Here is a 24,265-nt window from a genome sequence, read left to right on the forward strand (position 1 = left end):
GCTGTTGGGTTCAAAGCGAATTAAGGTCCTCAGCACACTCAGCCCAACAGCCCCCATTACTAACACTAGATTTAACTCACTTTTAGCCCCCGTTGCAGTTATTATGAAAAAGACTATAAATTCAACTTTAACTTCTATAAAAAACAAGTATAAAAATGAGATAAGAACATTGGTAAACGAAATACGTTTACTTAATCAGCAAAAACAGAAAGAATTAGAAGGAGTTAATATTAAGATAAAGGAACTAGATGAACTACTTCAAAGTGTTGTTAATCAATTGAATACTATAAAGAGGACGTGTGAGGAGGAATTAAACAAACTTAAACTTGCATATAAGAGAGCACCATATATGGACGAAAAAGTAGATGTTATAGTGCCCTTCCTTCTGGTGAAAGACTACGCAGATAGGGTTTTAGCAATAGGTATTCAAATGTATAAATATAGGAAGAGCTTCTTCGGATTCTTTAAAAAAGAGCCGAATGAGATATCTGAAGACCTCCTTAACTTCAATGATTTTATATCCGTTCTGATTTCTAAATACGGACACAACATTTCCGATAACTTAAGGCAGTTGAAAGCACAAGTAGACAAAGGATTTGAAGAGCTTTATGATGAAGGTTGGAACGTAAGAAAGAGAATAGAAGAGTACTATGTGTTTCTATAAAGAAATTATTCATTTCACTTCAGTTATTACTCCCATCCACTTTCCTTCATCGTAAATCATGTACTGAACTTCTAAGTTTATTTTCTTAGAGCCATGTCTAGTCTTAACCTTTATTGGATAAACGAAATAATAGATATCCCCTTCAATGTCTTTTTTCGCTCTCTCCGGGAACTCTATTTCATAACCGTAAGACTCTGCGATCTCCTCTAACTTAGACGTCAATCTGGTAATAATATCTTTTATATTCTCCCCGTAGATAGGTTCAAGCATCATAGCTCGAAGCTCTTTCTTAAAAGCTAATATGCTTTCTTTGCTCTTTTTTCTCTTCTTTTGTTGTTTACTTCTGTTATTCTCCACAATAATGTTATCATTAGATTAGGGTTAAAAACAGTTTCCCTATTCGTTTAATAACGTCTAACCAGCCAAATTAAGAGGGCTTTAGAAGACAGAAGAAAAGGGGAATAGTAAAAAAGATTACTTATTTTTCCTAAGGCTGAAATATATGAGAGGTATGAAAGATACAAGAATTGCCAAAACCTCTTCAACAGCGAAGAACCCAGAGTGATTAGTTATAGAAGAGGAACTATTAATACTATTAACATTATTAATACTAGATACTGTATTTGAAGGTATAGTATTACTAATATTTAGAGCTGTTAGATTGCCTACTATTTTAGAGTTTATCAATTTAGCGCTGTAAACATTAGTGTTTATGAGCATAATTATAGAGTTAATTGCGGTGAGGTTTTCTACTATAGAATCTATTAACGTTACATTTTCGTCCTTAAATACCGCATTTTGTATATACAGACCGTAGCCTATATTTCCACTAAAGTTCTTTACAAAAGTATAAGGGAAAACTACAAACGTTAGTCCTTCATAAAGGGGACTTATAGTAAGACTCTGATAGCTTAACGTTGAGTTGAAAGGTATAGAATACCCGTTAAAAGAAGAGCCAACAACATATACATCCCACTCACCTGCGACACTATCTGTAGACATTCCACTATTAGGATTATTTCCAGATGGAATTGTGAAATTACCTATCCATTTTCCGTCGGTATAAGTTAACTGGACAGCATTGGATATCTCCAAATTGTTGAATTGGGAGACTAAATATCTAGGAATAAAGATTGCAGTAAACGTTCCGAACTTCACCGGTGTCCCGTTGGGATATAAGATAGTAGCTTTAATTGTAACTGTTTGGTTTTCGAAGGCTACTGAATTAACTGATGCTTTGTACTCTAAGTAACTTGGAGACACGTAAACTTGTGTATATCCTTCACCGTAAGTAGTGTAAGTATCGTTACTATAAACAGCATATGCCTTAACTTCATAATAACCTGGGGAAAGGTTCATAGGTACTGTAACTTGATTTATATAAAATGCGTTATTTCCGAAGGTTATTGAGTTCACGGTGAAATTCCAATACACTTTTCCGTCCTTAATGAAAGATACAGTAACGTTTGGCATTCCTAAGCTTTCCACTGCAACTTCTACAGTTATATTCTCCCCAGGGTAAATCACTGTCGGTTCTTCGAAGGAATTAGGTATTATGATAGGGACTACATAAGAGCCTAGGACTATTTCATCCAATCCAATAGTGTTTACAACCTTTAACACGAGAACTCCTCCCAACTTACTGACGTTAGTATAATTTATATAACCCTCTAGTATTCCAGAATTGTATTTGATAGTTATACCAAGAGCTGAGATATTGATAATAGGAACATTTGTCAGAGACGTTGAACCTATCATCGTTAACTTACCGTTAATCTGATTCTCAGAATATACATTCAATTGGGTATTATTAAAACCAGAAACCAACGTACCGTTAGGATAATCGATCATGACCAACACGGGTATTGCCATAGGTATAGGATACACTGCCAACGGTGGGAATATGAAAACTGCTTGATATCCGTCAATGAAGTATGTAAATCCGGTTAAATCGTTATAACTCGCTATTACTTCGTAAACTCCAGACTGAGGGGCTGAGAACGAACCTACGTAATAAGTTCCATTATATACTAAATGAACAGTATCTATTACAGTAGTTCCGTTAAAAATCTCAGCCGTAAGAGTAGAAGGTAGTGGAGAAACTCCGCTTAATTTTCCTATCACTTTCACTGTTTGTCCAGGTAAATATGTGGTGTTCTGAACTGCCAGAGAAAGTGATGAGTCTGGTACTTTTAATAGCTTTACAAAATATCCCGCGTTAATATATCCTAACCCAGTGACCGGGTTATAAGATGAATTTGCAACGTAAGGAGAGTTATACCCAAAAGTCACATGATGAAGAGCCGGGGTTTCGTTTAGTGCATATATCAATGGATTTATAAAACCGAGTTTACCGTGAACTTCTGAAGCAAGAGCTATTATTCCTGCAACTGTAGGTGTAGCTAATGAAGTACCTCCTACTAATATACTTTCTCCGTGATAATAAGTCACGTTTACTCCAGTATAAGGATTAGCTAGAGCCACTACATCTGGTACCTCTCTGAAACCCTTTAACATTTGGTAGGGAGGAGCAGGGAATATATTGCTAAATCCTCCAGTTGTACTTCCGAGAACACTTTCTCCGCTCCACGCAGTTTGCATACTTTCGTTACCAGATACATAAAGACTGCTACCTCCTACAGCTAAAACGTAAGGAATTGCAGCCGGAACTATTTGGGATCCTAATGGACTTAAGTAAAAATTGTAACCGTTTCCACCTGCATCACCACTAGCGCCTAGAAAAGTTATACCTTCGACTTCTCCCAGCCAATATTCATATACCATCGATTGCAAATACGATAAAGGAAGAAGACCCAATAAGAAGTAAATTTCTGGAATACCGAAGCTCTGTGAGACTACATTTACTTCGTCTTGTTGGTCTATAAAAGCTATTGCCTGAGGTAAGGATATAGACGGGTTTGCTACATAAAGGATTATACCTGCACCCGGTGCCGCCACATGTGCATACTCTACGTCTAGAGAGATCTCTAGCGCCCAACCGCTTTGTATACCATCATTTGGATTGTAAGGACCTATGGGAACTACTTTGAATAAGGGAGGAGGTGATATATTATACTCTTGATCAAACGCTGTTAATTGTTGATAAATATAAGGATCCCCTTCAAAGTCTAAGATACCAATATTAGTCCCACTACCGTTGATACCATGTTTTAACAAATAAGTAATATTGTAAGCTTGCTGTATCTGCTGAGGAGTTACCGTAGAATATGCTACAGCTTGAGTTATATTATACAAGGTATTAGGCTTACTGAAAAGAGCCTCAGTTAAGTTAGTAGCAATAATGATACCTGGTATCGACTTATCCGCGGAGATAAAAGTATACACTTTCTTACCTTCGAAAGTGTAGGTAATGAATTGACCTTTAAACATCTCTTCAACCTCTTTAGCAGGAGCTGAGAAAGAGATAACGTTCCAATTCACAGTAGGTTTAATGCCCTTAGATTCAAGTTCTTGGACTAGTTGATTGATCTGCTGAGAAGGGATAAACAATTTCTCTACTTGGCTCTTGTTTAAAATCATATGCTGTTGAATATAGAGTTGTAACATCTCAAGGTTTTTAGGAGGAATAACTATACTGACGTAAACATTTCCTTGAGGTAATGTAGAGTTAACGGAGGGGGTAAAGAAAGGAAGGGTAGTGATACTAATACCACTTAATACAAGTAAGAGGATTGCTAATGACGACCACATGGTATTATGCAATTTTACTAAATCCTTAAAATCTTTTTCGTAAAGCCTAATAACTTCGCTGTAAATCTACTGAATGAAATGTTGTATAAAGAGCCTGAAGACGGAGAAAAGATCACATTTAATAAAGGTAAATGGATAGTGCCTGATAAACCTATTATACTATACATAGAAGGAGATGGAATAGGACCAGAAATAACGCAAGCCGCTATTAAGGTAATTAACGCTGCTGTTGAAAAAGCCTACGGAAGCAAAAAGGAGATAAAATGGATGGAAGTGTACGCTGGTGAAAAAGCAGAGAAATTAACTGGTAATAGGTTTCCTCAAGAAACCCAAGATATGTTACTAAAATATAGAGTAGTGTTAAAAGGACCCTTAGAGACTCCAATAGGTAAAGGTTGGAAATCTGTAAACGTTGCAATTCGTTTAATGCTAGATCTGTATGCAAATATACGCCCAGTTAAGTACATACCGGGATTAGAAAGCCCTTTGAAAAACCCTGAGAAAGTAAATATGATAATATTCAGAGAAAATACCGACGACTTATACAGAGGTATCGAATACCCATACAATAGTGAGGAGGCAAAGAAAATAAGGAACTTCCTGAAAGAGCAGTTTAAGGTCGAGATCGAAGATGACACAGGTATCGGTGTTAAGGTAATAAGTAAGTTCAAGACACAGAGGATAACCAGGCTTGCCATTAACTATGCAATAACCAACGGGAGGAAAAAGATCACGATAATGCATAAGGGGAATGTAATGAAATACACAGAAGGAGCCTTTAGAGAATGGGCATATGAAGTCGCACTAAAGGAGTACAGAGACTATATTGTCACTGAAGAAGAAATTAACCGGGGAGTAAAATCTGATGGAAAAGTTGTGATAAATGACAGAATTGCAGACAACATGTTCCAACAGATTATAACAAGGCCAGATGAATACGACATAATCCTAGCTCCTAACGTGAATGGAGATTATATTTCAGACGCTGCTGGAGCTTTGATAGGTAACATTGGAATGTTGGGAGGAGCTAATATCGGCGATGACGGCGGAATGTTCGAGGCAATACATGGTACCGCACCGAAATATGCAGGTAAAAACGTAGCTAACCCTACCGGAATAATTAAGGGAGGAGAGCTAATGTTGAGGTTTATGGGTTGGGATAAAGCTGCTGATTTGATCGAGATAAGCATAAATGAGGCAATAAAGAGGAAACAAGTGACTCAAGATTTAGCAAGGTTTATGGAGGTAAAACCGCTAGGTACTAAAGAATTTGCAAATGCTCTAACCGAGATTATAAATCAATTGTAATAAGTTACAGTATTTTTCCTTTGTTTCTTCTCCTTGCATACCCTAACCTAAAGAGACACTGCCAGGTTTTCTTTTGTTAAAAATTGTAACATCTCTTTTAGTAATACATTAAGATAATTTACTCGTTACCTTTATTATACAAACAAGTTCATTCATAACTTAAACTAATCTTGGCATGAAACGTAGGAAATTCGCTCTCTCTCTTTTTCGGTTTTGAAATACCGTACTTGCTTGTATTACGGTTAAAAAAGATCTTTTTTGAATTGTAAAAAATTATGAAATTTGATAATTAGGGAAAGCGTAATACCTGGAAACGACTGAAATTTACTGTAAAACTGGGGGGTAAAACAGATGGTATTTTTCCCATTCATTATGATTAGGTAACACCAATTGAAATATCTGATAACCAAAATAACAAATGAAACATTTGAAATAATACGTGGCGATTAGAGAGACATTAAAAGGCGGTAAAGGCGAGGTGATAAAGAACCCTAAAGTCTTTATTGACCCACTGTCAGTATTTAAGGACATCCCCTTTAGGGAGGACATACTGAAAGAATTGGCGATCGCGGTACGATATTTTGTAAAGAATTCGGTGAAATTTTCAACATTGTTTCTAGGTCTCACCGGTACAGGTAAAACATTTGTCGCAATGTATATGTTCAACGAAATTGAAGAGGTTAAAAAGGAAGATAGTGATTATGAAGGAGTAATTCAGGCTTATGTTAACTGCAGAGAAGTAGGTGGTACTCCTCAAGCCGTTCTCTCAGCGCTTACTGAAAAACTAACTGGTATAGATGTTCCTAAGCACGGGATTAATCTGGGCGAATATATCGAGAGGATTAAAGAAGAACTGCTGAACCGTAAGGCGTTAGTCTATTTAGACGAGGTCGATACTTTGGTGAAAAGAAGAGGAGGTGACATAGTCCTCTATCAATTATTACGTGTTGAAAGTAATATTTCTGTTATAATGATCAGTAACGACATTAACATCAGAGATTACATGGAACCCAGAGTTTTATCTTCCCTGGGACCGACTGTTTTCTTTAAGCCTTACGACGCTGAGCAGTTAAAACACATACTTTCAATATATGCTGAATACGGCCTATTCAAAGGTTCTTATAACGACGAAATATTGTCATATATAGCAGCAATATCAGCAAGGGAACACGGTGATGCGAGAAAAGCTGTTAACTTGTTATTTAGAGCTGCTCAATTAGCCTCTGGCGAGGGAATTATTAGGAAAGACCACGTAGATAGAGCGATAACCGAGTACGAGCAGGAGAGACTCATCGAAGCTATTAAGGCTCTGCCTTTTCACTACAAGTTGGCATTAATGGCTTCAATAAGGGCTGAAGATGTAGTTACTGCCCACAAAGTGTATTCCGACCTAGCTTTAGAATACAAGCAGAAACCTCTTTCGTATAGGAGATTTTCAGACATAATCTCCGAGCTGGATATGTTTGGTATTATAAAAGTTAAGATAGTTAATAGAGGAAGAGCTGGTGGAATTAGGAAGATTATAGAGGTGGCAGATAAAGAGAAGATAATGAAAGCACTTGAAGAGACTATGCAAATGGAATTAGATGACGGTTTGTAAAATCTCTTAGCTTGAGGGAGAAAAAGTTGATCTGGGAGAAAGTAAAACGAATTGAAGAGAGAAAATACGAACTAGAAAATGAGATAGAGGCACTTACCGAGCAACTGAAGTCCTTGCCTACTGGACATCTTGAGGGAAAGGTGATTAAAGGCAAGAAGTATTATTATTTACGGTATTGGGAAGACGGTAAGCTGAAAAGTAAGTATGTGGGAAAAGAGGTAGATGACTTACTAGAGAAATTTAAGATAGCTAGTGAAATTAAAATAAAGCTAGATAAATTAAAAAGAGAGAATGAAAAGTTAGGAAGAGTCCTTGAAAAAATAGTGAAGATAATTGAAGAAGAAAAGATGAATTAAATATGGTTATATCAACAAGTCTTTTATACTAATTATAAAGTATAGTTTACTCGATGTTGTTCCTATATCAAGTAAGTAGTATAACTCAAACATCAACTACTCAAGTAAGTAATATATCTCAAGCATTAACTAATTTAGCAACAGAAACAATAGATGCAATACCATCAATAATACTTTTCGTAATCATAGTTATAATTGGGTATATAGTTGCTGAGATAGTCAGCAACATAGTAGGTAGGGTGATAAGGAAAGAATTCGCTCGCTTTTCCGTAAACTTGGATCCTTCATATATTGAAGGAACAGTAAAGGCATTAATTATAATACTCAGCTTGGCTATTGCCTTATCTATACTTAATCTCGGAGCAGCTACGGTCTATATTTCACTAATAGCTAAGTACTTACCTTACTTGGCTGGAGCAATACTATTACTGACACTTGGAATGAGTTTAGTAAATGTACTATTAGATTACATGGCGAGACAAATGCCCGTACAAGACCAGTTTATAGCCGTTATTTTAAGTGTGTTAAGGTTCGGTCTGTACGCAGTAATAATTACCATAGCTGCTGAGTTAGCTATTTTTGAATGGTTACCGTCTATAAATTCATACCTATTCTATGACATCTTGATCGGTTCTATCGTATTACTCTTTAGCTTTACCATTACCGACAAGGCCTTAGATACTATTGTTAAGACTGATCCTAATGCAAATTATATAGCTACTTACGGAAGATTCCTACTTTACACAATTTTCATATTAATAGCAATAGCAATAATTGTTCAGCCATTTGAATATGTAACGGAGATTTTACAGACTTTATCTTGGGGATTAGCAATAGCGTTTGGAATATTATTAGTGCCGTTAATATACATGTTCGTCAAAAAGATGGTAGCAGAGATAAAATGATGAGAACTCCCCAGACGGATAAGTGAAGACTCCTTTAAGTGCTGATTTTTATACTTCCTTGGAACAATATATCTCATGAAAAAACTTACTCAAGATGAAATAAGGATTTTTTTAGATAATTCTAAAGGTTGGAACTTAAAGGATAATAAGCTAGAAAAAGTCTTCTTATTTAAGGATTTTAGAGAATCAGTACAATTTGTAAATAAGATCCAACTCATAGCTGATGCTATGAATCATCATCCAGATATATGCATATACTATAACAAAGTTATTATCCAACTTACTACCCATGACGTAGATGGTATAACGGATCTTGATGTGGATTTAGCGAAAAAGATAGATGAAATCAAGTAAGTTTGAAGATTATTCCTTCTTTTCCACCAACTCTAGTACCTTTTTACCCTTACCCTTAAGATGTTTTCTTCAATTCGTATATCCCCAGCCAATTAATCTTTATTATTTTGCCAGGTAGGTGCCAGGCAGCTTCGTAAGGGTATTCAGCTATTTCTTCACTATATATGTTATAATACTCATTTAAACCTTTTCTTGACGTGCCCGAGAAATATACTAGGAACTCAATGATAGGGTGGTGTTTATCTAATAACTTAATTTTCACCCATTTCACGTAAGCTTTAACTCTTTCCCCATTTATTGTTATTTTCTCTTCATCAATTAGTTGTTGTAGATTTCTCTTTATGGTGATAATTTCTCTCTTAACTTCATTTTCGTTCAGGGAGACGTAATAACCAAACTTATCTATATAATAAAAAGTCGTAAACTGAGTTACTTTACCGTCTCTGCTAAAGTTGAAAAAACCTGATGCATATATAGGAATTACATTATCGGAGCTCATATTTTACTTTTTAGCCGATCTTCTTTTTCTGCCACTTTCATGCTGTAATAGTGACTCTATAGCTTCTTTCAATTCTTGACAGTTATTAACTTTAGCAAAAACTAAGTTTATGAAACAACACAAGCTTCTCAGTCTCTCAAATGAGGTAAACTTTATTGAGTTCTGTGGTCTCTCTGTAGAGATTGCCAAGAACTTAGCTTGACCAGCTAATGCCTTAAGTACTAACCTTTCACTGGTCAGTAGCTCGGTTGATGTCCATCTCCCCTCACTTGGTTCTGGCAATTTAAGTTCGTTTTGCTGAATACCTTGACAATCTTCATTAAATTCTACTTCTTCTTTTTTGTCCATAAGGTCTACAACTTCTGATTCGTTAGTAGTTTGAGTTCCTAAAAATTTTTCAAAAAGCCCTTTAAGTTCTTGATTATTGTAAGCACAACAGCTCAATTTTCCTAGTTCTTCTAGCATAGAAAAATCTCTCAAGGTAATGTTATTTGTTCCCCGACTAGTTGAGATAGACAAAAGAGTAGGGCCATTTGGTATCATAAGTACTTCAAATCGGAAGTAGTTACTTTCAGCTAGTCTGATAATGTAGGTCTTATTCCCTTCATTTGATAGTTTTCTAAATTCTTCTAATTTTGAAGTCAAAAATGTTTTATCACAAGTAGAAACGAGATAATTAAAACCTCTGATATCTTTCACACACTCCGTTGAACACAACATATATACTAAATCTCGATTTGTAGAATATAAAAATATTTGAGGCTTTAGACTAAAACACTTTTAGTTCATACGCCTGCTAAGAGTAGATTAGCGTTTTTAGTTAATTCATAGTAGTATTTTCTTCCTTTTCTGATATTTACAAGTCCGAATTTCTGCAATAATTCTAAATGATATCTAGCAGTTGAATAATTTATTTTAAGCTCTTTAGATATTTCGTATGCGGTTTTAGGTCCATCTCTCAATACTTCTATTATCCTCTTTCTAGTCTCCCAACCTGGTAGGGCTAATAGCTCATCTACTTTTGTTATGCTCATAGGACCTATCTAGCTTTCCATTATGCTTAAATCTAAGCAGTTTTTTATAGGAATAATTTCATTTTCAGTGAATAAATTCATTATCTAATGGGAAAATACCTGTCTCTATTCATGAACATTACAACTAGAAGAAACAATACCAGTGCAAAGACAGCAAATGAGTAGTACGGTTCTCTAAGTCCTAGTAAGAGTAGAAGAAATATTGAAAAAGGTATAGGAAGAAAAGTCTTATTATTTAGACCGTGGAACAGTGAAAAACCAATAGCAGGTACTAAGAATAGAGGATTGTAGATCGATAGTACAAGTAGGATGAGTAATATCATCAAAAGCAGGATTCTCAATATGTTAATTCTCTGTGTTAGCATAATTATTTGATAATTATCGGTTGAGTATAAATTTATAGCTTATGTAAAACTTCGTGGAAACCTTGTAAATGATCTCTGAAACTGCTGAAAAATCTATTTTTCCTAACTTCATTTAAATTAATCTCTGTGATTATTCTATCCTCTTCAAATAATTTTGCTGTAATAATAATTTCTCCTAAAGGCGATACTACCATTGAACCTCCCCAGAAGAACTCTTCTTCTTGGCTACCGACAGTATTTACAAAGACGCTCCATACACCATTTATGATAGAATGGGCTTTAAGCAAGGCCTCCCATTGCTCCCTGATTGCTATGGTAGAAGAAAGCCTTCTCATAGGTGAGGCAGCTGGAATCATAATTACGTCTGCTCCCATTAGCGCTAGTGCCTCTATTGGTTCGTAGTGCCACGCATCTTCACATATTGTGACACCGAACTTATATCCTTTGTATTCATATATCCTTAAATCAGTCCTAGGATCGCCTGGTTGAAAATACCTTCTTTCTTCAAAAAGCCCGTAGGTGGGTAAATAGAACTTGTAAATATAATCTATTTTTCCCTCGATTATTACGGCAGCACTATTTCTCAAAATACCAGGTCTTACCTCTTTGACCAACCCTGCGATTACACATTTAGAATGTTCTGAGAGCTTATTTACTGCTTTTTCGCTTTCCTTATATACCTCAAATACAAGGTCTCTAAGCACGTAACCCGTAAGCGATAGCTCTGGAAATACTACACAGTCTGCTGACGAGGTTTTAATTATTTCTATGTGTTTTTGAAAGTTATGTGTAACGTCACCTAATTTAGGTCTGATTTGTGCTAACTCTACTCTTAACCCCATTGTCTAGGATATCTCCAATCTGAATTTATAGCCCTTCCGCTCAATCTGAATATCTCAGGAGGAAGTCTTTTGTGTTGAGAAATCTTAACCATTTTGATTATTTTATTAATCGCTGAGATATCGGTATTAGTAATCTTACTTATAGTTTCTTCATCAAGCATTTCCTCAAATTTAAGGTATAGGATCGAGTCTATTGTTTCGTAATCTAATCCTATTTCTCCTTCTGCAGTTTGTCCTTCCCAGAGAGCAGGAGACGGAGGTTTCTTCACTATTTCTTCAGGAATTCCTAAGTGTAGTCCTAGAGCCCTTACTTGGGTTTTATACAAATCACCTATTGGCAATATATCAACTCCTCCGTCACCGTATTTAGTAAAGTATCCTAACATAAGTTCACTTTTATCTCCGGTGCCAACGACTAAGTAATTGTGTTTTTGAGCAAAAGCGTATAGAAGAATCATTCTAACTCTAGCCTTTATATTTCCCGTTACCAACTTATCATCAGTCCCAACAGCTTTACTGAATAATGAAGTTATTTCGTCAATATTAATTACAGAATAGTTTTTCTCAGTAGCGTTTACAAGTTTTAAGATAGAGTAAGCGTGTTGTAAGTCTTGATGTGGGGTAGAGCTAGAAGGCATAAGTAAGAAGTATGCGTTTTTAGTAGCTTTAGAAAGAAGTACAGCCGTTACTGAAGAGTCTATCCCTCCGCTTAATCCTACTATTCCTCCTTCTTTTCCGCTTTCCTTAATATATTCTCTTATTCGTTCAACTAGGTACTCGGTTATCTTGTCAAAATCAATTAAAAGTAACTTTTTCCTTACGTAATCTGGCATCATTTAAAATATATTAGAAGCTGAAGTATTTAGAGTATACGTTGCAAAATAATAATTGTAGTAAACTTGAACCGTAAAAACAGTACTGTTTATACTCTCGTTAAATTGCGGTGCGTATGCGAAGACTAAACCCGTGGAGTTGGGTGGTATTATTCCCGATGAGAAATCCCAGACCATATTTAAGTTATTAGGTATTGAGACTCTAACTAAAGTTATATTCACGGGATAAGGTTTATCATTGTATACTTTAATTAGTAATGCGTCATAAGGAAGTTTTCCTAAAGGATAAACGCCTTCTATTGTTAATGGGTTTGATTGTACGTAATTTATATGAGCATAAACAGCTAGAGAACTTAGTAAGGTTACTAGTAAGAATAAAGGAACTAGGATTTGTCTCTTGAAATTGACTTTTACTGTGGGAATCTTATTATAGTCGATATTGTACAAGGATAGAAAAAGTAAGGGGATCCACATAATGAAGTATTCTGTTAATGTTCTCCATAAGAACCAGCTTATTATTATCGGAAAGACCCATATGCTTTCTCTTATTACTTCAAAGTACCTGCTGTAAAGGTAAATGAGAAATAGGCTTACAGTCCCGAGGCTTATGGTGAAGAACCAAGGTTCTAAGGGATAGAATCCTGAATAAGATATTACGCTAAGGCCTATTTGCCCCACCGGAATTGTAGCAGAATCTGTGGTAATAACGTTTGTAATAAATGATGTGGAATTCCAAATGAGGAATGGTATAGTTAGTATGGAGACCGAGAGAGAGAAAGGTAACAGATATTCCCTTAAGAATCTCTTTTTACTCTCATAAGTCTTCAGCTTATATATTAGGAGAAAAGGTAGAGCAAGCCATGAAAGTTGCGTGAGCATAGTTGCGAGACCTAAAGACGTACCTCCTAGTTTATCTTTTCTTACGTAGGCTATGGCTAGAAAGGTAGTTGGAATTACGACAAAAACACCGTAAAATGGAGGTATGGATACTGCCGTCATAATATAGATGAATATTATAGGTAATAGAGCGAAAGGATCCTCTTTTTTTCTTCCTTCAATATAAATTAAGATTGCCAATATTACATCAAAAACTATGTTTTCTAGGTTAAGAAAATATGGAGGCAGATCAAAGACTCTTAGGAATACATAAAGGGGTATGTAGATTATAAAAGAGAGAGGTGGATAAATGTAAGTGTTAGCTATACCCCCCGCTAAGGTATAAGTAGGACACACCCCTTGAGGGTAGTAAGTTACTGCGTAAGGATCTCTACCTTGAAATAGTGAGTTTAATGCTTCATATACATACTCCATATCGTCCGTTCCAAACGAGTTAACTAAGGTTATACTTATCAGTAGAAAGGTAATACTAGATATAAATGCTACGTAATCGTCTACACTCGTTATCTTTCTGTTAGGATTAAGTAGTTGTGGATTCATTACTAGAATTAGTATAGCTATTAAGAAGAAGAAGGAAAGAGAAATTATTGAGGCTGAAATAGGGTCAGAGAGTACGCTAGCTCTGAAATTTATCACTATGAGTACGTATAAGACCACGGAGGTCAGTATTAAGTATGTTATTCTATGACGGAGAGTATTATCCACATCAATTCAATAACCTTAAGGCTTTAATCGTTTTTCATTATGTTCAATTAATCAATGATTTATCAGTTCTAATACTTTCTTACTTAAATAGTGGAAAAGATTTTCTCTGTTTTTCTCCGTTATCTCATATATTTCCTCTCCTAGCTTTATCGATCTGTGAACCACAGCAAAAAGAGGGATTTCAGAGTCGAGTATTCTCGTTATAAGAGCCTTTAAGCTAGGCACAGAGAGCTCCATAGGTCCTATTTCATCAATCGCTATTAATTGCGGGTTATTAAATATCTCTAGCTCTAGTGATTTTACGAATTCTTCATTTAGAACAACGCTGTATTTACCTATTTTCACACTTCCGTTCTGTTCTGTAGATGCAAGCATAGCTTCTTTTCCTGAAGATATGCTTACTATTTTAAACCCTACTCTATTAGTCCCTTTCCTAATTTCAGGACAATAGAAACCGGTAACGTTAATGTTTTTAGAGCGGAGTTCTTTCACGATTTTCATTAAAATAGTAGTTTTACCTACTCCAGGTCTTCCAGTAATGAATATCTTGTTTTTCATGCTAATTATCGTTTTATTCGAGGTTAAAAAAGGATTGAAAAGTGTATTGGTTAAAGATGAATAGAGTATGAGATTTACTAAAAAGACGAAAAGTGTTAATATGAGGAAGTGAACGTAGTATTATGTCACCAAATAGTCAGCAAGGAGTATATATGTATGTTATTTCACTTAAGTTTTCTAGCAAATGGTGGGAGTTAAGTAAATCTCAGAAGTTGCAGATACTTTCAACAATAGAAGAAACAGAGAAATCTTACCGAGATAAGTTGGGCTCCTTAAAGAGGTATAACTCTCTGAGAGATAATGGAGACTTGATATACTGGGTTGCAGATGTCGAAACTTCTCTCCTAAACGAGTTCAGGTATTCTCTTGCTTCTTCCTCCTCAGGTCTTTTAATCCCCACGTTAACTTTCTTTTCGTATTTCAAGCCTTCTCCGTATACGGGTAATACATCAGTCGAAATCTTAAAGTATTTGAGGCAGGAACCTTTAAGGTATTTCGTAGCCTATCCTATGAAGAAGACGGTAGACTGGTACCTGCTTCCTTTCGAAGAAAGGAAGGAGGTCATGGATGAACATATAAGGGTTGCAAGAACTCATCCTGATAATAAAGGGATAAGGTCATATACTACGTATTCTTTCGGCATAGGCGATTATGAATTCGTAGTAATATATGAGATCCCTGAGTTAGATAAATGGATCAACATAGTTGAAAAGCTGAGAGAAGTCAGAGCTAGGAAGTGGGTTGCTTTTGAGGAGCCCATTATTGTAGGAGAGTTAGGATCTCCTGATATTTTCTTGAAATGAAGAGGAGAGATAACATAGTTTTACCGTCTTCAATTTTTCCTTCTTCAACCATTTTTACGGCTTCGGACAGTTTAACTTCGAAGGGTTCGATCACTTCATAATCCTCAAGTTTTTGTTGAGTTTTTTCCAATTTTGTAGCAATGAAAAGATGCATTATTTCTGTTGTAACTCCGGGTGATACGTAAAACGAAATTAACTTATGGAGTTTCCCAGCTTTGTAACCTATCTCTTCCTCTATTTCTCTTTTAGCTGTCGTTTCAATGTCTTCCCCCCTTTCAATCGTTCCTGCTGGGAGTTCGATTAGCCACTTTCCAATAATAGGTCTGAATTGCTTGATAAGTATTATCGTCTCACTGTCCAGAAATGGGGCTATAACTACGGAACCTCTATGCTTAACGTAAGCCTTCTCAACTGACTTACCGTTAGGTAAATTAAAATTATCTATCTCTACATCAAATTTTTTTGAAGAGTAAATTCTCATTTTGAGTTTATAAGCTGAATTTAGGGTATTTTTGTTTAATCGTCGAGTACATTTTTTCCCAATCTATTTCAGCTAAGATTACTCCTAGTACGATAAAAGTTATGGATGAAATTACAGTAAGCTCTAATGGGCTCAGTCCACTTATTGCACTTACTTGGATTATCCCTAGTATTTCAAGAGGTATTTCTACTCCACTTTTCAGGATTTTGGCTGGTATTGTTACTTTTAACATTCTAACTAATGAAGTTCTCACTACTCCTCCGCCGATATATAGATAATCGTCTAGAGGGAGTCCTGGTAGCATGGCCATGATGAAAAGGGAAAGGATAAAGTATTTAGAACTTATAAATCGCTTGAGCAGAGGTAAGTTCTTATTTTTATTTAAAGGTTTTTCTAGACCTATTCCTAGTGTGTAAGTTAATACTTTGGCTAAACCCGCTCCGAGTCCCGACACAATAATATACAGTATTATTATTAAAAGTGAGGTGTGATAATGTATTATGAAATATGAAGTTATAACTGTATAAGGTGCACCAGCAAAGGGTAAGATATTCGACACAAAACTTATTCCAAAAACTATAACTAAACTCACTACAATGTCATTCATTAAGCACAAGTAATGAACATTTAGTTTTTAATTTTTTCCCAATTTTTTACGCTACTATTAATTGAATTTAATAGAATTTATTATGAACAAGAGTTTTGCAATGATAAAAATATTATTTATTGTTAGAAAAGATTATAAATAGGTATAAATAAAGGTTATTTATAATAATGAGGTGGCAGTAGTGGGATTAAGAGAGGAATTAGAGTCCCGGTTTGGAAGCAACTTTTCTGATAGCATTACAGAGAGATTCTCACACTCGGCCGATATGGGTTTTGTTCCTCAGCTAGTGTGGTCAGGGGATATAAAACTTAACTTAATTCCAGATTACGTTATATACCCAACATCAGTAGAGGACGTTGTAGACCTAGTGAAAATTGCATTAAAGTATAAAGTCCCCATTATTCCTTACGGTAGGGCTACAAATAGATACGGTAACGCTTTACCTGTAGATGGAGGTATTGTAGTAGACTTTGCTAAAATGGATAAAGTAGATGTAGATGAAGTTAATTCGCAGGCAATAAGTGAACCTGGTGCTACTTGGAAGTTAGTCGATTTAGCAGCCCTATCTAAGGGTTTGCAGTTAAGGACTTTCCCTTCATCTTATGATTCCACTGTTGGAGGTGGAATAGCTGGAGATGCCTTAGGAATAGGATCTTATGAATACGGATTCATTTCAGATAACATCTCCTTTGTTGATATGGTAAACCCTAGAGGGGAAGTAGTCAGGCTTGAAGGCCCAAATTTAGCCTTAGCGTCTGGTGCTGAAGGCATTACTGGTATCATAGTAAGAGCAGGTGTCAAGCTTAGGAAGTATGCACCTACTGAAGCTATAGTATTAGCCTTTAATTCCTTTGACGACACTGTAAAAGCGATAGGAGAATTCTACAGGGAGGTAATACCGGCATGGCACGTTCAAGTTAGAGGTCCCTCTATATCTACCAATATAGCTGACAGGTTTAACGCTAAGCTCAGTAGAGGAAAATGGAATATGATCATAATGTATCCGTCTACAAGATCTACTCTAGTTGAGCCAAAAATTTTCAGAATAGCGCAGACATTTAACGCTGAAATTTATGAAGGTGAGTGGACTGGTTGGTGGTCATTTAATCACGGTGTTGTTGCCGCTTTGAGGTCAAAAGGTCTACTAATTCACCAACATGGTCTTATACATTACACTAAGTTAGTGGAATTAGTTAATGAATTAAAAGGATTTTTGGGGGAGTTAGGAAAGTTAGAACCTAATTCTGGGTTTGATTTAGATATAGACTTAGAAAAAAGAGAAGTTTTGTTAGTAAATGCTTTCACTGAAGTATCCTTGAAGAACGAGGACAAAAAGATCATTTACGATTTAGCTAAGAACACTCTAATGATGGATTCATTCATAAAGGTTGGCGGTTCATTGCTATCTGTAGGAATTTTCGCTCATAAGTATGCTAAGAATAGGCTAAGTGCTATGGGCAAGACTTTCCAGCAACTTGGTGTTGATAGATACGAAGTTATAAAGAAGTATAAGGAGGAAATGGATCCTGAAGAACTGTTTAATCCAGGCAAAGTATTAGATCCTAAAAAGAGAGGTAAAGTAGTTCTTGAAATTGTAGGAAAACAACAAGAAGCGTTGATGTTCAGGTTTGGAATAGGATTAGCCAAAGCAATAGTACCTGGAGGAGAGGTACAAGGATTTACAGTTGTCAAGAGGTATCTGGACATATTTGCTGATTATGCTATGCAATGTATAGACTGTGCAATGTGTGTAACAGTATGCCCGCAGTTCAAACTTATTCCACAAACGCCTTATGCACCCAAGGGTATGTTTGGCTTCGTAAAAGGCGCAGTAACGTACTATTACCTTAAAGGAGGAGTTGACATACCAGATGATGCTATAGTCGAGCTTTCAGGATGCCATAAATGTGGTTTATGTGATGGTGTTTGTCCTGCTAAAATACCCATATCTTCGCTCTTGGTGAGGCTTAACAGTATAGTTGCTAAGAAGATGCCAGAAGAGCCACCAGTAGACGTTCCGTTACTTCAAGACCCCGAATTGAGATCCGTAAACGATAACTCAAGTGATATAATACTTTGGATTGGAAAGAATTTAGTGGATAATCCAAACGTTGCAATAACTGTGTTGAGGCTTCTAAAGTTAGTAGGAGCTAAAGCTAAGGTAATAGGGACTACTTACGACAGCGGATTTATGGATTACATAAGCGGTGGTGAAAAGTTAAACGAGAAAATGGAAAAGAACAAGTCAGTGTTAGCATCTGCTTTAGAGGTTATAACTATAACACCAGAGGATTATAGAGTATTCTCTGAAGCTTACAAGGATTATTCTAACATGAACAATATGAGAATGGGATTTGAGGTATCTCCCATTGAGTTAAGGCTACTAAAGTCTCTTCGGATAGATGGGAACGGAGAAGAAATTTATCTTCACGCTGCTTGTTTCGCGACCCCGTATGTGGGAGAAGTAATTAAGAGATTGACAGATCTAAGGTTTAGAGTTAGGAAAGTAGAAGGGTGCTCAGGTGCAATACTGGAGAAAAACTTAGGTAAAAGAGCTGATAAAATGGCTAGGGCTTTAGGTGCAAAGTATCCTATGTTAGTAACGTTATGTCCGCTAGCTTCACTTAAATTCAAAGAAAACGGAATACCAGCAAAAACTTTAGTTGAATTTATAGCCGAAAAAGTAGGGCTAACTACAGTAGTAACATCAGGTACAAAAGCTAAGTTAGAATTATCCGACCCAGAAAAACAAGAATTAAGAAACGCTATCACTACATCGTTATTAAAGAGTCTCTCCAGTAAATCTAGTATTATTGCAGACACAGTCACTTTTACCAGCAGCGGCATAGACGAATATAAGAAGATTATAGAGAATGTGATAGTTGAAGCATTAAGTGATGCTGGAGACGGAATAAAAGTTCATATTAAGAAGTTATTAGAAAATAAAAAAGCTCAAGGTACTACATATGATGATATAGTGAACTATTTATCAGCACTTATTAGAGAGCTTAGTAATATAATTTCCACAATGCAATTAGATCCAATCATAGGCATAGTAATAAATCAAGTTAAGGGACTTACATCAGAGCAGTTCGACGAAGGAGTATTGAGGCAAACTCTGATATTATTAGTGAGAGAGAACGAAAAAGTTATCAAGGAAAGGGCAACAGCACTTACTGCAGATGCGGCCAGTTAAGGTATTCTCATTCTTTTAAGTTATTTCAAACAAATAGCAACTTATGGTCAAAATTTATTTAGGACCAGCTGGAGTTCCATTATCTTCTAAGAAGAGGAGTACCATAGATGGAATAAGAACCGTAAAGGAGTTAGGACTTAATGCTATGGAAGTGGAGTTCGTCCAAGGAGTTAAAATGAAACCAGAGGCAGCGGAGGAAGCAGGAAAAGTAGCGGAGGAGTTAGGAGTGAGACTGTCAGTTCATGCACCTTACTTTATAAATTTGTGTTCTGATGATAAGGAGAAAGTGAAGGCTTCTAAGGCAAGAATACTAGATACCGCTGATAGAGCTGAGAGGATGAAAGCGGATGCAATTGCTATTCATATAGCGTTCTACGGTAAGATGAGTCCAGAAGAATGCTATCAGCAAGTCAAATTCGAATTGGGAGAAGTAGTGGATACAGCAAGGTCTCAAGGCATCAAGAACGTAAAATTCGGGGTAGAAACTATGGCAAAAGAGTCCGCCTTCGGAACAATCGACGAGGTAATATCTATATCCAAGGAAGTCAAGGGAGTTATACCTTATATAGATTGGGCTCACACTTTTGCCAGACAGGGTGGGAAGATAGATTATAGTGAAATTATAGATAGACTTCAAAAAGAACTTAATCTAACTCATATAAATTCGCATTTTGAGTCTCTCGTATTTAGGAACGGTAAGTACGTAGATGAGCATTTACCTATTGATACTGAAGCTCCGCCATTCAGGTCCTTAGCTGAGGAACTTCTTAAGAGGGAGAATTTATCCATTACGTTAATTTGTGAAAGCCCAGAACTAGAGAGAGATGCCTTGAAAATGAAAAAAGTATTAGAAGAGTTAGGTTACAAATTTTCGTGATGGCATATCTTTTCGTATCGGATTACGATAGGACGTTAGCAGATGAAAAAGACGGTTTTGTGATAAGGGAGAATCTAGCGGAGTTCATAAACCATTTCTCATCTAAGTATCCCTTTTTTGTAGTTACCGGAAGAGAAAGAAGGTTCATAAGCAGGCTCGCTCCTACTCTAAAGCCCACGGGTTGGGTTCTGGAGAACGGTGCAATAATACTTTATGGTGAAAAAACTTATATTAACGCACCAAAAAATTGGGCTGAAATCAGAAAAGAAATAATTAAAAGATTAGAAGAGAAGGAGATTAAATATAGTGTAGGAGAGGTAATTGTATATGTTAATAATATTGATAGTTCCTCTCTTGACTTACATCTGGAGGGCGCAAAAGTAGAATGGAATAGAAACGATGCAATGATACTACCTAAGGATGTCGACAAGGGTAGAGGAGTTTTATTTATTAAAAACCTCCTCAACTTTAAAGGCAAGGTCATAGCTTTAGGAGATAGTCAAAATGATATCCCGTTGTTTAGAGTTGCCGATGTAAAAGTCGCCGTAAGTAATGCGTTACCAGAAATTAAGGAGATAGCGGATGTAGTTCTTGATAAACCAAACGGGCAGGGGATAATTGATTTTCTGAGCAAAATTTTATCCGGTGAGATTTTCCTTTAAAAGATAGAGATCGACAGAAAATTTGTGAGATCTTTCTTTGTGCCACGGATAATAAGGCTTTAGATCATATCTTGAGGTGATAACTTCTACAGTATAGTTCTCAGTCTCAGCTATTTTTCTAATTATCTGACTACTTTTAGGGTTAGACTTATGAATGGTGTATACTACTTTACCTATTTCTAGGGCTTTTTTCAAGAATAAGATATCTGCACCTTTGTTAACTACTCCGAATGGCGGGTTCTGAATTACGGTATCTATCTTGCGAGACAATTTTAGATGCGCCACATCAGCTATTATCGGTTCAAAGTCCAACATGTTTTCTCGGAAAAATTCTTTCGCTACGTAAATTGAGTTGTCGTCAATTTCGATGCACAAGCAGTAGGCACCAAGGATAGATGCTCCAGCACAAAGTCTACCGGTACCACAACCTAAATCGGCTACGAGCTTGTTCTTCTTTATATCACCCCTTAAATATGCAGTCCAGAGTAATGTAGATGCGAGGTTAGATGGTGTAAGATATTGTTCTAACTCATAATTAGGATTAGGATGTGGAGGAACTCGTTCTAGAAAAATTTCTAGTTGTTTTTTATTAATTTTAGTGCTTGTAATAGGTTTTTCACCTTGTTAGCCTTTATATCATCATAAAAGTTGTATCTATCTAAGAGTAATGGGTTAATTCCAGCCCTCAAAGCTCCTACGTAGTCTATTTCGTATATGTCTCCTATATGGAAGATGGGGGTTCCGTATTTCTCTTTAGCTATTCTGAAAATTCTCGGGTGGGGCTTCATAATTCCTAGATCACATGATGCGATTATGTCGTCAAGATAATTTATTAGTCCTAAATCATCCACTATCCTATATACGCTACGAGTAGCATTTGTAATCATTATTATTTTATATCCGTCCTTTTTTAGCTCATTAAGAAACGGTTTCACGTCATCAAATAGTTCCCAGTGTCCCGAGAGCAAGGTGAGGTTTTTTAGTTGCTCCAACAAGCATTTTTTAGGTGAGATTTTCAGCTCGTATAATACTTCTCTAAAATTAAGTTCACTTAAACCGCCAAGTACTGGATCTGGAAAATGTTCTCTGCCTAATTGCTTAGATACTGCACGAAAAACTTGTTTCTCCGTCACTTTATATCCTTTCTTAACTAGAAATTCATAGAGCGGTTGATGAAATTTTGGAATAAAACTTACTAACGTTTCTCCCATATCTACAAAAACGACCTTGCTCATTTTCTATCCCGTCCTCTAACTAGGAATTTGGGAGGTTCAATGTCTTCACTTTTACATCTCGGGCATTTACTTGGTTTCTTTGGCTTTTCCAAGTTGAACGTATACCCGCACCTCCTACACTTTGGTAAGTACACTATTAACTTCATATCCTTTCTCTTAAGGGATTTAGCTATATGTAATAAGTGTTCGTATACTAACTTTTCGCTTTCTATTCCTAATCTCTCTTTAATCTCTTTTGCCGTTAACGGTGAATCTGTGTATTTAAGAAGTATTACTATCTTCTCCCTTGTTGTTAAAAAGTCGAAATCGGTAAACATTACTTAACTAATATTGACTAACTGTGAATATATTTCTTCTACTTTCTTTAATATGTCATTAGGTGTATAATCGTTTGCAAGTGCTAAGGTTGACGCACCTCCAGCTCCCACCCCTTCTTTAACGTAACCGCGTTCGTAGACCTTTAGTCCTTCATACTTTGAGGAGGAAAAGTCCAGCATAGACGCTACAACCGAGACTCCCACTTGTTCAGCCAAGTATTTAATGTCTGAAGAAGGATCCTCTACGATCCATCTTGTTGTGGCAATTGTTACATTACTTAACGTCTCTTTACTTAATTCTTTGATTATTGCTGAGGCTGCAGTCATTTGCGTACCACCAGCGAGTATAACTTCCTTCTTAAATCCTATACTCAAACCGGCTACAGCTATCAACATAGGGTCAGACAATTTACTAATCTTTCCTAGAGTATCCGTAGGCAAGTCTCTTAGTGCCTCCATAACTATTTTCCTTTTTAATTCTTTAGGATTTTGGGGAGATGCGGAACTTACCTTATCTAATGCGTCGTATCCTAGCCCCGCTAACACTGCCATAGCCGTGGTTGTTCCTGCAGGGATTGACTCCCCGATAACAAGAAGGTCATAAGACTTTGATAACTCTTCACTTATGATCATACTGTTTTCAAGTATTCTCTGAGCAACCTCTGTCCTTAAAGATCCTTTTCTTATGTCCCCGCCTGGCTCTCCCCCTAAATCAATCACTGGGAGTTTTGGTATTACTCTACTTCCAGCATTCACAACTAATTTAGGTATTTTCAATAATTCAAGTGATGCTCTCGTTATAATTGCTGGTGTTGGAATACCGTCTGGAGTGACTGGTATAGTATTTATGGATTTACACTTACCCAAAATTAAAAACTCTGCATCAGCTGCTGGAGTAAAGTGGGTGAGTTCGGGTGTCGCCCCAGCTACTGTTATCCCCGGTATTAAGCTCATGTCTGTTGTGGCAATTACTAGGACAAATAGCGTTTTTTTCTTCTTAATCTCTTTTAACTTTCCCACTATTTCCTTTATGTATTGCATAATTGATTTTTTGGTGACTTTTCCGAATTTTAATTTGATGGAGAATTTTTGGATGTACTACAGAGGTATTGAGAAAGGCACTAAAGTTACTTACGATGAGTTTATTTTAGATCACTCACTAAAATCAGAGGTATTAAATTCTATAAAGAATATGTATAACCTAATTAGACAAGAAGTTAATAAAAGGTTCGGTATAGGGGAAAACAGATTAAGTGAGGTTATCTGGGAATTGGCAAAGAGGAAGATTATAAAATCTGAATTAATTCAAGAATATTTGGATGTCTTAGAAGCTATTGAAAAAATAGACATGATAGATGATTTTACTATATACACTATGCTTGTTAGAATTATGGAAGATTTAGAAGAATTATATTTTTCAGTAATAAAGTTTAAAACTGACTAATTCACAGAACAC

The 24,265-nt window shown here is 36.1% G+C and carries 26 protein-coding genes and 1 pseudogene; 11 read left to right on the forward strand and 16 right to left on the reverse strand.

Features of this window, described 5'->3' with window-relative positions:
- Positions 1 to 664, forward strand: a pseudogene (locus WIW52_RS06365) (hypothetical protein); the annotation flags it as partial.
- 9 nt (positions 665 to 673) lie between these two features.
- Here WIW52_RS06365 and WIW52_RS06370 read toward each other — a convergent pair.
- Both WIW52_RS06370 and WIW52_RS06375 read right to left on the reverse strand, forming a co-directional pair.
- Positions 674 to 1,021, reverse strand: a complete 348-nt coding sequence (locus WIW52_RS06370) for a hypothetical protein (protein ID WP_337709327.1) — start codon at positions 1,019 to 1,021, stop codon at positions 674 to 676.
- A gap of 117 nt (positions 1,022 to 1,138) precedes the next feature.
- Positions 1,139 to 4,375 (reverse strand): protease pro-enzyme activation domain-containing protein, encoded by a 3,237-nt coding sequence (locus tag WIW52_RS06375; protein ID WP_337709328.1) that lies wholly within the window; start codon positions 4,373 to 4,375, stop codon positions 1,139 to 1,141.
- A gap of 81 nt (positions 4,376 to 4,456) precedes the next feature.
- On the opposite strand from WIW52_RS06375, the gene WIW52_RS06380 reads away from it, so the two are divergent.
- The 5 genes from WIW52_RS06380 (at position 4,457) to WIW52_RS06400 (ending at position 8,898) form a co-directional block, all read left to right on the forward strand.
- Positions 4,457 to 5,683, forward strand: coding sequence for an NADP-dependent isocitrate dehydrogenase (locus tag WIW52_RS06380; RefSeq protein WP_337709398.1), 1,227 nt, complete (start codon positions 4,457 to 4,459; stop codon positions 5,681 to 5,683).
- Between the two features lie 439 nt (positions 5,684 to 6,122).
- Positions 6,123 to 7,283 (forward strand): Cdc6/Cdc18 family protein, encoded by a 1,161-nt coding sequence (locus WIW52_RS06385; protein ID WP_337700913.1) that lies wholly within the window; start codon positions 6,123 to 6,125, stop codon positions 7,281 to 7,283.
- 26 nt (positions 7,284 to 7,309) lie between these two features.
- A complete protein-coding gene (locus WIW52_RS06390; protein WP_337709330.1) occupies positions 7,310 to 7,639 on the forward strand; it encodes a hypothetical protein in 330 nt (109 codons plus the stop codon).
- Between the two features lie 53 nt (positions 7,640 to 7,692).
- Positions 7,693 to 8,544, forward strand: coding sequence for a mechanosensitive ion channel family protein (locus tag WIW52_RS06395; RefSeq protein WP_337709332.1), 852 nt, complete (start codon positions 7,693 to 7,695; stop codon positions 8,542 to 8,544).
- Between the two features lie 75 nt (positions 8,545 to 8,619).
- Positions 8,620 to 8,898 carry a 4a-hydroxytetrahydrobiopterin dehydratase gene (locus WIW52_RS06400; RefSeq protein ID WP_337709334.1) on the forward strand — a complete coding sequence of 93 codons (279 nt, stop codon included), beginning with the start codon at positions 8,620 to 8,622 and terminating at the stop codon, positions 8,896 to 8,898.
- Positions 8,899 to 8,953: 55 nt separating this feature from the next.
- Here WIW52_RS06400 and WIW52_RS06405 read toward each other — a convergent pair whose 3' ends face one another.
- The 8 genes from WIW52_RS06405 to WIW52_RS06440 form a co-directional block, all read right to left on the reverse strand.
- Complete coding sequence (locus tag WIW52_RS06405) at positions 8,954 to 9,397, reverse strand: hypothetical protein (RefSeq protein ID WP_337709336.1); 444 nt, start codon at positions 9,395 to 9,397, stop codon at positions 8,954 to 8,956.
- A 3-nt stretch (positions 9,398 to 9,400) separates the two neighbouring features.
- Entirely contained in the window at positions 9,401 to 9,862 is a 462-nt protein-coding gene (locus tag WIW52_RS06410) for a hypothetical protein (RefSeq protein ID WP_337709338.1), read from the reverse strand.
- Between the two features lie 320 nt (positions 9,863 to 10,182).
- A complete protein-coding gene (locus WIW52_RS06415) occupies positions 10,183 to 10,431 on the reverse strand; it encodes an ArsR/SmtB family transcription factor (RefSeq protein WP_337709339.1) in 249 nt (82 codons plus the stop codon).
- 80 nt (positions 10,432 to 10,511) lie between these two features.
- Positions 10,512 to 10,796 carry a hypothetical protein gene (locus WIW52_RS06420; RefSeq protein ID WP_337709340.1) on the reverse strand — a complete coding sequence of 95 codons (285 nt, stop codon included), beginning with the start codon at positions 10,794 to 10,796 and terminating at the stop codon, positions 10,512 to 10,514.
- A 32-nt stretch (positions 10,797 to 10,828) separates the two neighbouring features.
- A complete protein-coding gene (locus WIW52_RS06425; RefSeq protein ID WP_337709341.1) occupies positions 10,829 to 11,638 on the reverse strand; it encodes a nitrilase-related carbon-nitrogen hydrolase in 810 nt (269 codons plus the stop codon).
- Entirely contained in the window at positions 11,629 to 12,471 is an 843-nt protein-coding gene (locus tag WIW52_RS06430; protein ID WP_337709399.1) for an NAD+ synthase, read from the reverse strand. Before WIW52_RS06430 ends, WIW52_RS06425 begins: the two co-directional genes overlap by 10 nt.
- A 3-nt stretch (positions 12,472 to 12,474) precedes the next feature.
- Positions 12,475 to 14,025 (reverse strand): hypothetical protein, encoded by a 1,551-nt coding sequence (locus WIW52_RS06435; RefSeq protein WP_337709343.1) that lies wholly within the window; start codon positions 14,023 to 14,025, stop codon positions 12,475 to 12,477.
- Between the two features lie 99 nt (positions 14,026 to 14,124).
- Complete coding sequence (locus WIW52_RS06440; RefSeq protein WP_337709345.1) at positions 14,125 to 14,631, reverse strand: NTPase; 507 nt, start codon at positions 14,629 to 14,631, stop codon at positions 14,125 to 14,127.
- 122 nt (positions 14,632 to 14,753) lie between these two features.
- Between WIW52_RS06440 and WIW52_RS06445 the strand changes: the two genes are divergently transcribed.
- Positions 14,754 to 15,434, forward strand: coding sequence for a chlorite dismutase family protein (locus WIW52_RS06445; RefSeq protein ID WP_337709347.1), 681 nt, complete (start codon positions 14,754 to 14,756; stop codon positions 15,432 to 15,434).
- Here the strand turns inward: WIW52_RS06445 and WIW52_RS06450 are convergent.
- Entirely contained in the window at positions 15,391 to 15,915 is a 525-nt protein-coding gene (locus WIW52_RS06450; RefSeq protein ID WP_337709349.1) for an NUDIX hydrolase, read from the reverse strand. The two genes, WIW52_RS06445 and WIW52_RS06450, sit on opposite strands and share 44 nt — an antisense overlap.
- Before the next feature lie 7 nt (positions 15,916 to 15,922).
- Positions 15,923 to 16,522, reverse strand: a complete 600-nt coding sequence (locus WIW52_RS06455; protein ID WP_337709351.1) for a hypothetical protein — start codon at positions 16,520 to 16,522, stop codon at positions 15,923 to 15,925.
- A 181-nt stretch (positions 16,523 to 16,703) separates the two neighbouring features.
- Here WIW52_RS06455 and WIW52_RS06460 point away from each other — a divergent pair, with 181 nt between their 5' ends.
- Genes WIW52_RS06460 through WIW52_RS06470 form a run of 3 tightly spaced genes read left to right on the forward strand, consistent with a single transcriptional unit; the run spans position 16,704 to position 21,257 of the window.
- Positions 16,704 to 19,718, forward strand: a complete 3,015-nt coding sequence (locus tag WIW52_RS06460) for an FAD-binding and (Fe-S)-binding domain-containing protein (protein ID WP_337709353.1) — start codon at positions 16,704 to 16,706, stop codon at positions 19,716 to 19,718.
- Positions 19,719 to 19,761: 43 nt separating this feature from the next.
- A complete protein-coding gene (locus WIW52_RS06465) occupies positions 19,762 to 20,595 on the forward strand; it encodes a deoxyribonuclease IV (protein ID WP_337709355.1) in 834 nt (277 codons plus the stop codon).
- On the forward strand, positions 20,595 to 21,257 hold the full coding sequence (locus tag WIW52_RS06470; protein WP_337709357.1) for a phosphoglycolate phosphatase: 663 nt from the start codon (positions 20,595 to 20,597) through the stop codon (positions 21,255 to 21,257). Before WIW52_RS06465 ends, WIW52_RS06470 begins: the two co-directional genes overlap by 1 nt.
- Here the strand turns inward: WIW52_RS06470 and WIW52_RS06475 are convergent.
- Genes WIW52_RS06475 through cobT form a run of 4 tightly spaced genes read right to left on the reverse strand, consistent with a single transcriptional unit; the run spans position 21,234 to position 23,850 of the window.
- Positions 21,234 to 21,866, reverse strand: coding sequence for an METTL5 family protein (locus tag WIW52_RS06475; protein ID WP_337709401.1), 633 nt, complete (start codon positions 21,864 to 21,866; stop codon positions 21,234 to 21,236). The genes WIW52_RS06470 and WIW52_RS06475 overlap by 24 nt on opposite strands.
- On the reverse strand, positions 21,833 to 22,492 hold the full coding sequence (locus tag WIW52_RS06480) for an HAD family hydrolase (RefSeq protein ID WP_337700882.1): 660 nt from the start codon (positions 22,490 to 22,492) through the stop codon (positions 21,833 to 21,835). Before WIW52_RS06480 ends, WIW52_RS06475 begins: the two co-directional genes overlap by 34 nt.
- Complete coding sequence (locus WIW52_RS06485) at positions 22,489 to 22,809, reverse strand: transcriptional regulator (protein ID WP_337700880.1); 321 nt, start codon at positions 22,807 to 22,809, stop codon at positions 22,489 to 22,491. Before WIW52_RS06485 ends, WIW52_RS06480 begins: the two co-directional genes overlap by 4 nt.
- A gap of 3 nt (positions 22,810 to 22,812) precedes the next feature.
- Entirely contained in the window at positions 22,813 to 23,850 is a 1,038-nt protein-coding gene (gene cobT / locus WIW52_RS06490; protein WP_337709359.1) for a nicotinate mononucleotide-dependent phosphoribosyltransferase CobT, read from the reverse strand.
- A 52-nt stretch (positions 23,851 to 23,902) separates the two neighbouring features.
- On the opposite strand from cobT, the gene WIW52_RS06495 reads away from it, so the two are divergent.
- Positions 23,903 to 24,253, forward strand: coding sequence for a hypothetical protein (locus tag WIW52_RS06495; protein WP_337709361.1), 351 nt, complete (start codon positions 23,903 to 23,905; stop codon positions 24,251 to 24,253).
- The last annotated feature ends 12 nt before the right edge of the window (positions 24,254 to 24,265 follow it).

Source organism: Stygiolobus sp. RP850M, assembly GCF_037389295.1.
Lineage (GTDB): Archaea > Thermoproteota > Thermoprotei_A > Sulfolobales > Sulfolobaceae > Stygiolobus.